The 7141-nt window shown below is 63.8% G+C and carries 6 protein-coding genes and 1 pseudogene; 3 read left to right on the top strand and 4 right to left on the bottom strand.

Features of this window, described 5'->3' with window-relative positions:
* Together OC446_RS28635 and OC446_RS28630 are read right to left on the bottom strand one after the other, a co-directional pair.
* Positions 1-1240 (bottom strand): DHA2 family efflux MFS transporter permease subunit (locus tag OC446_RS28635; protein WP_262032335.1); only part of this gene is annotated, 1240 nt, incomplete at its 3' end.
* A gap of 6 nt (positions 1241-1246) precedes the next feature.
* Entirely contained in the window at positions 1247-2443 is a 1197-nt protein-coding gene (locus OC446_RS28630) for an HlyD family secretion protein (protein ID WP_262032334.1), read from the bottom strand.
* A gap of 149 nt (positions 2444-2592) precedes the next feature.
* Here OC446_RS28630 and OC446_RS28625 point away from each other — a divergent pair, with 149 nt between their 5' ends.
* Positions 2593-3261, top strand: coding sequence for a TetR/AcrR family transcriptional regulator (locus OC446_RS28625; protein ID WP_262032333.1), 669 nt, complete (start codon positions 2593-2595; stop codon positions 3259-3261).
* Positions 3262-3369: 108 nt separating this feature from the next.
* Here OC446_RS28625 and OC446_RS28620 read toward each other — a convergent pair whose 3' ends face one another.
* Positions 3370-3930: a cupin domain-containing protein gene (locus OC446_RS28620; RefSeq protein ID WP_262032332.1), complete on the bottom strand. Its 561-nt coding sequence runs from the start codon at positions 3928-3930 to the stop codon at positions 3370-3372.
* 115 nt (positions 3931-4045) lie between these two features.
* Positions 4046-4732, bottom strand: coding sequence for a Crp/Fnr family transcriptional regulator (locus tag OC446_RS28615; RefSeq protein WP_262032331.1), 687 nt, complete (start codon positions 4730-4732; stop codon positions 4046-4048).
* Between the two features lie 166 nt (positions 4733-4898).
* Here OC446_RS28615 and OC446_RS28610 point away from each other — a divergent pair, with 166 nt between their 5' ends.
* Both OC446_RS28610 and OC446_RS28605 read left to right on the top strand, forming a co-directional pair.
* Entirely contained in the window at positions 4899-6776 is a 1878-nt protein-coding gene (locus tag OC446_RS28610) for an ABC-F family ATP-binding cassette domain-containing protein (RefSeq protein WP_262032330.1), read from the top strand.
* 114 nt (positions 6777-6890) lie between these two features.
* Positions 6891-7141, top strand: a pseudogene (locus OC446_RS28605) (hypothetical protein); the annotation flags it as partial.

Genomic DNA, 7141 nt, shown 5'->3' with positions numbered 1-7141 from the left:
CCGACGCATTCTTGATACGGCTCGGCGGCAGGGTTCCTAGGGCGATGTTGTTGATCGGCACCATGCAGATCATCAGGCCGACGCCGCGGAAGATCTGCGGCACGAACAACTCCCAGAAATCCCAGTCCTTCGTCAGCCCCGTGATCAGCCACGTGCCGAAGGCAAAGGCCGCGAAGCCCATGGCCATCATGATGCGCGGGTCGAGCTTGCGGGAGAGAAAGCCCGCCACGGGCGCCATGAGGAACATGCAGGCGCCAGAGACGAACATGGTCTCGCCAATCTGTAGGGACGAGTAACCCCGCACCCGCGCCAGATAGACCGGATACAGATAGGTCAGGCCGTAGAGGCCGATGCCCATGACGAAGCTGAAGGACGAGCCCGCCAGGAAGTTGCGGTCGGAGAAGGCGCGCAGGTCCACGATGGGCTGCTCGGCCGTGAACGCCCGATAGAAGAAACCGACCGCCCCGACGACGCAGACGATGGCAAGGATCAGCACCGCCTCGTCCTGGAACCACTCGTTATTGGGACCTTCTTCCAGCACGTATTCCAGGCTGCCGAGGAAAGCCGCCATGAAGCCGAGACCAGCCCAGTCGAAGGACTTGAACAGGCTGAAGTCGGGCTCGTCGAAATCGACCAGCAGATAGGTGGACACGGTGACGAAGATTCCCGGCACGATGTTGACCAGGAACAGCCAGTGCCAGGAGAAGAGATCCGTCAGGTAGCCGCCGAGCGTCGGGCCGATGGTCGGCGCGAGCGTCGCCACGAGGCCGATGATCGGCGAGATCACAGGCCGCTTCTCCGGCGGGAAGATGGTGAAGGCAGAGGCGAAGACGGTCGGGATCATGCCGCCGCCGATGAAGCCCTGCAGCGCCCGATATACGATCATCTGCTCGATGTTCGTCGCCGTCGCGCACATGAAGCTCATAAGCGTGAAGCCGCCGGATGCGATCACGAACATCCAGCGCGTCGAGAGCACGCGCGAGAGCGTGCCCGAGAGCGGGATCATGATCACTTCCGCGATCAGGTAGCTCGTCTGAACCCAGGAGATTTCCTCGGACGAGGCTGAGAGGCCCGCCTGGATTTCGGCAAGCGAAGCCGAGACGATCTGGATGTCCAGGATCGCCATGAACATGCCGAAGACCATGCAGAAGAACGCGAAGGTCCGGCGCCGGTCGACCGGCGCCGGCTTCGCGGCGGGCACGCCTTGAGGCTTGGACGAGATAGCGGCCGATGCGGCCATGGTACTTTACTCTTTGATGCTGGCCGTCTTCGAAGGCTCGGCCGAGGTGCGCGTGTCGACGTCGACCACGACCGACAGGCCGGGACGCAGCAGACCCTGCTGGGCGACCTCGGGGCTGACGGTGACGCGGACGGGCACGCGCTGAACGATCTTGGTGAAGTTGCCGGTGGCGTTCTCCGGCGGCAGCAGGCTGAACACCGCGCCGGCTGCGGGTGCAACGCTCTCGACCTTACCGACAATGTCGGAATCGGGGAAGGCATCGACCTTCACATGCACCGTCTGGCCCGGTTTCACGGATGCGAGCTGCGTCTCCTTGAAGTTGGCATCCACATGGACGCTGGTCAGGGGCACGAGAGCCGCCAGCCGGGCGCCGGGCTGCACATAGGTGCCGACCTCGACGGCCTTGTTGCCGATGACCCCGTCGACCGGGGAACGGATTTCTGTGAAGGACAGATCGCGCTCCGCCTTGTCGACCGCAGTCTGGTACTCGGCAGCAAGACGCTCGCCCTCGGTCCGCTGGGCCGCCAGAACCTCCACATTCGCCTGGGCGGCCGCCACGGCGGCCTGGGCGCTCTTCACATCTGCATTGGCGCGGTCGCGCGCCGCCTTGGCGTTCTCGAGCGCGGCGCGGCTCGTGAAGTCCGACCGGGCGAGCTGCTGCTGGCGGGCATAATCGCCCTCCGCCCGCTCGGCCTCGGCCTGCGCGCTGACCACCTGCGCCTCGGCCTGCGTCACAGAGGCGCGACCGGCCTCGATCTGGCGGCCAATGCGCGCGATGGCGCTCTGCTGGGTAGCGAACTTGTCCTTGGCGGATTGGAGAGCGAGGCGATAATCGCCGTCGTCGATCTTGGCGATCAGGTCGCCCACCTTGACGCTCTGGTTGTTCGTGACCGCAACGGACGCGACATAGCCGGAAATCTTGGCCGACAGGATCGTGATATCGGCCTGGACATAGGCATCGTCGGTGGACACCATGAAGCGGCCATCGGTCCACCAATGGTAGCCCTCATAGCCGCCGAAGCCCAGGGCAGCCGCCACAATAGCCAGGATGATCGGCTTCTTGCCGAAACCTTTCTTCTTGGCCTTGGGCGGCTCCGCGACGGGGGCAGCCGTCTCCGGCTGGGCAACCTGCACGGACTGTCCTTCCCTCGCCGTCTCCGTACGCTCCTTCGCGCCCTGCTCAAACTCGTCCCGATAAGCCATGTGAACCTCTGCAAGCCAACTTAAAGCCTCTGAGCCGAAATGGTTCGGGCTTATCGTTGCAGTCTTGATCTCTATCGATTGCCCGCCATATATGAGTTGACCGAACCGTTCGGTCAATAGGCAAGGCAAAAAAGGAACCAGTAGAAGCTATGAGCGCCGTGCATGACCGCATCTGGGAGCAGGAAGTATCCCCGGCTGCCGACGAGAGCCCAGAGAATGCCAAACGCCGCCAGATTCTGGAGGGCGCCCGCAAGGTTTTCCTCGCGCAGGGGTTCGATGGCGCGAGCATGGGCGAGATCGCCAAGGTCGCCGGTGTCTCCAAAGGCACGCTCTATGTGTATTTCGATAGCAAGGAGAGCCTTTTCACCGCCCTGACGACGGAAGAGAAGCGCGGCCTGGCCGAGGTCCTGTTCAAGCTCGACCCCGAAGATCCCGACGTTCGCGGGGTCATGAGGACATTGGGACTTAGCTATCTCCGCCGCATGGGAAAGCCCGAGCACATCTCCTCGATCCGGATGGTCATGGGCGCGGCGGAGAAGTTCCCCCATCTGGGACAGGCCTTCTATGAGGCCGGTCCCTGCCGGGGTCTTGCCCGACTCAGCGCCTACTTCGACAGTCAGGTCGCGGCGGGACGGCTTTCCATGGAAGATTCCGGCGTTGCCGCCCAGCATTTCTTAGACCTGTGCGTCTCCGGCATGCTGCGCCGCCTGCTCTTCTCCGTGGGAGGGCCGCCGACGGAAGCCGAGATCCAGAGGAATGTGGACAACGCACTCCGGGTCTTCTTCGCGGCCTATGGGCCAAATCCCAACCAGCGGTAATGCTGGCTGGGTGATCGAAAGGCCTCAGCGCGATGGGGAAGAGAAATACAAAATCCTCCCGCCCCATACTGCCTCTTCCCGACCTGTGAGGATCCGTTGCTTCTTGGATCAAGGTTTGATGAGAACCCTGTAGCCTATGAGGCGAGCGATAGGTGCTAGTGTAGCAAAGAGCATCTTCTGCACCCAGGTGGGCAGGCCGGCCAGATAGAAGTGATCCTTGAAGGTGTGGAGCGTGAGCGCCATCAGGAGAAGGCTGGGCTCGCCCTTGGAGCCGAACCACTCGGTGTGTTTCTGCGCAATGGTCGCAAAATTCAGGAAGAACCGCAGTTGATGCTGAGCCGGAGTGAAGCGGATGACCGCTATAGTATCGCCCTCGTGGGCGTTGCGGAAAAAGTGAGCCTTGCCTTTGGGAACAGTGATCGTCTCACCGGGCTTGAGCTCATGGATCTCTCCGTCGATGCTGACTTGCAGCAGCCCTGACCTGACGGTGAATGTCTCATCCGTATGAGGATGGATATGGGCCATGGCGTTGCCGCCTCCGGAGCCGCCGGCCTGCAGGTGAACCTCGAATTGAGCCGCATCTTCGCTCTCAGGCGTCGTGAAGACGAACGTCTCCTTGTTGAAAGAATTCACCAGGGTGAGCCCCGGTGTGAATGAATACGAATTCATGCCTGCTCCGGTTATCGATGTGAAAGCGCCTTGAGGCTGAGGCACGCCGGCTCCCCCAAACCTCTATCGTTTGGCAACGGACATGCCAGCAGTCCGGCCGTGTGAGCGACAGCTCTCAGTGATCCGTCTGCATCGCCTCGGCTACGCGCGCTTTGAGCACATCCGGCTGCCGGAGGATCAGGGCGCCGCGCGTGCGCTCGATCAGCCCTTCCTGGGTCAGCATGGTGAATTCACGCGTGATCTGCTCACGGCGGCAGCCGATCCGCGCCGCCACGATGTGGTGGAAGGGCGGCGGCGTGATGACCCGCTCACCCGACCGATCCTGACGGGGCGACGACAGGCGCAGGAGCTCCGAATAGAGCCGATGCCGGAGGTCGAGGACGGTCTGCTCCATGAAGCGGGCGTTCAGCTCGCGGATGCGCGACGCCATGAGGCAAAAAAGCCGCTCCGCCACAGGCTGGTGCGAGAAGAGAAGCTCCTTGAAGACGGCGGCCGGCATCACGCAGGCTTCCCCGCGGGTCAGCGCCGTGACGTTGGCCGACCGCGGCACCCCGTCGAGCGCGGCGAGTTCCCCGAACAGGTCGCCAGGCCTCATCTCGTGGAGGATGACCTCCTTACCCGAGGCGGTACGCATGAGAACGCGGACTTCGCCCGAGAGAAGGAAATAGACGTCCGTGGATGGCTCGTCGAAGTCGACCAAGACCTCCTCGGGATCGAAGCGGCGCCAATTGGCCCGCGCCTCGATCGGTGCGAGGTCGATGTCCAGCCCCTTGAACAGCTTGATCCCGGCGAGCCGCGCCATCGGTCTACTCCCCCTGAATACCAGTCTTGGCTATAGCACAGATTTTCCATCGTCAGTATGGACCATCCCTCTCTCAGGCCCCGAGGGATTTGTCATTGGCGATTCCGGCTAGTCCGCTCCTGACTTAGGACCTTGCCAGAGCCGATATCCCACGCCAAAAGACCGCATGCTTCACGTCAATGACCTGACCTACCGTATCGGCGACCGGCTGATCCTCGACCGCGCCTCCTTCAACCTGCCTGACGGCGCGAAGGTGGGGCTCGTCGGGCGCAACGGCGCGGGCAAGACGACCCTGTTCAAGATCATCCAGGGTGAACTCACCACCGAGAGCGGCAGCGTGACCCTGCCCCGCGGCATGAAGATCGGGGCCGTGGCCCAGGAGGCGCCGGGTGGCCCGGAATCCCTGATCGACGTGGTGCTCGCGGCCGACAAGGAGCGCAGCGCCCTGATCGCCGAGGCGGAAACGGCGGACGGTATCCGTCGGGCCGAGATCGAGACACGGCTCACCGATATCGGGGCCCACTCGGCCCCTGCCCGCGCGGCCGCTATCCTGCACGGCCTCGGCTTCGACGCGGAGGCGCAGAACCGGCCCTGCGCGGATTTCTCGGGCGGTTGGCGCATGCGCGTGGCGCTGGCCGCCGTGCTCTTCACCGAGCCCGACCTGCTGCTCCTCGATGAGCCGACCAACTATCTCGACCTCGAAGGCACGCTCTGGCTCTACGACTATCTCGGGCGCTACCCGCACACGGTACTGGTCATCAGCCACGACCGGGAACTCCTCGACGCCTGCGTCAACCACATCCTCCATCTCGACCGGGGCAAGCTCACGATCTATCGCGGCGGCTATACGTCCTTCGCTAAGCAATACGCCGAGAAGCGCGAGCTGACGGCCAAGATGGCGGCCAAGCAAGAGGCGGAGCGAAAGCACCTCCAGGCCTTTGTGGACCGCTTCAAGGCCAAGGCCTCGAAGGCCCGCCAGGCGCAATCGCGCGTGAAGCGGCTGGAGAAGATGGAGGCGATCGCCACCATCGTGGAAGACGACGTGCTGCCCTTCAACCTGCCGGGACCGGATCGGCCCGCCGCGCCGCCGCTGATCACGGTCGAGGGCGGCGCCGTCGGCTATGGTGAGCGCATCGTGCTCGACCGTCTCAACCTGACGATCGCGCCGGACGACAGGATTGCGCTCCTGGGCTCGAACGGCAACGGCAAGTCCACCTTCTGCAAGCTCATCGGCGGCAGGCTGGCGCCCATGAAGGGCGAGATGCGCACGCCGACCCGCATGGACGTCGCCTATTTCGCCCAGCATCAGCTCGACGAATTGAACCCCAAAGCGACGGCCTACGACCACGTGGCCGAGCGCATGCCCGACACACCCATCGCCAGGATCCGCGCCCGCACGGCGCAGATCGGCTTTCCGGGCGCGAAGGCGGACACGCCGGTCTCCGCCCTCTCGGGCGGCGAGAAGGCGCGCCTGCTGATGGGACTGGCGGCCTTCGACGGCCCTCACCTGCTCATCCTCGACGAGCCGACGAACCATCTCGACATCGACAGCCGCACGGCCCTGATGGAGGCGATCAATGATTACACGGGCGCCGTGATCCTGGTGAGCCACGACCGCTTCCTGATCGAGGCCTGCGCCGACCGGCTCTGGATTGTCGGCAATGGCGGCGTTAAGCCCTTCGACGGCGACATGGACGATTACCGCCAGCTGGTCCTGTCTGGCGAGCTTGATCCGCAGAAGCGATCCGACAAGCCGCAGGCGCCGATCGCCTCCAAGACCGACGAGCGCCGTGCCGCCGCCGAGCGCCGGGCAGCCTTGGCTCCCCTGCGCAAGAAGCTGGAGGCGCTCGAAAGCAGGATGGCGAAGCTCACGGATGTTATCGGCAAGGTCGACTCGGCCCTGGCCGACGGCACCGCCTTCCAGAAGGACCCGGCGAAGGCCACCGAATTGTCGAAGATGCGCGCCGAGGCGGCGGCCACCTTGGGCACACTCGAAGAGGAGTGGCTGACGCTCAGCGGCGAGATCGAGGAAGCAGGGGCTTAGCGGGTCGGAAATCCGGGAAGAGGCCTCAGCCTCACTCACCATAAATAATGATATATTATGGCATATTTAACGATCTGAACTCTAGACTCGCGTTCTCATCAGGGAGAACGACATATGCTTCGTGCGGTCTTGGCCACGGCGGTGATTGCCACCGGCGCATTCTTCGGAGCGTCTGCCGACGCGCAGGCGCAAGGGCTGGTGCCCTGCTCGCGGGAGGGCGGATATTGCCGTGTCCCCTACCCCACGCGCGTCATCTACGGCGTTCCGGGACGGCGAACCGAAGTTTTCGTCAGAGGGGGCGGCATCTCCTGCTCGAACAGCATCTTCGGCGATCCGGCTCCGGGCACACCCAAGCGTTGCGCCTA

Source organism: Microvirga sp. Mcv34 (genome assembly GCF_024519725.1).
GTDB lineage: Bacteria > Pseudomonadota > Alphaproteobacteria > Rhizobiales > Beijerinckiaceae > Microvirga.
Note: the sequence above shows the minus strand (reverse complement) of the source record. Positions and strands in the feature narration are given on the sequence as shown.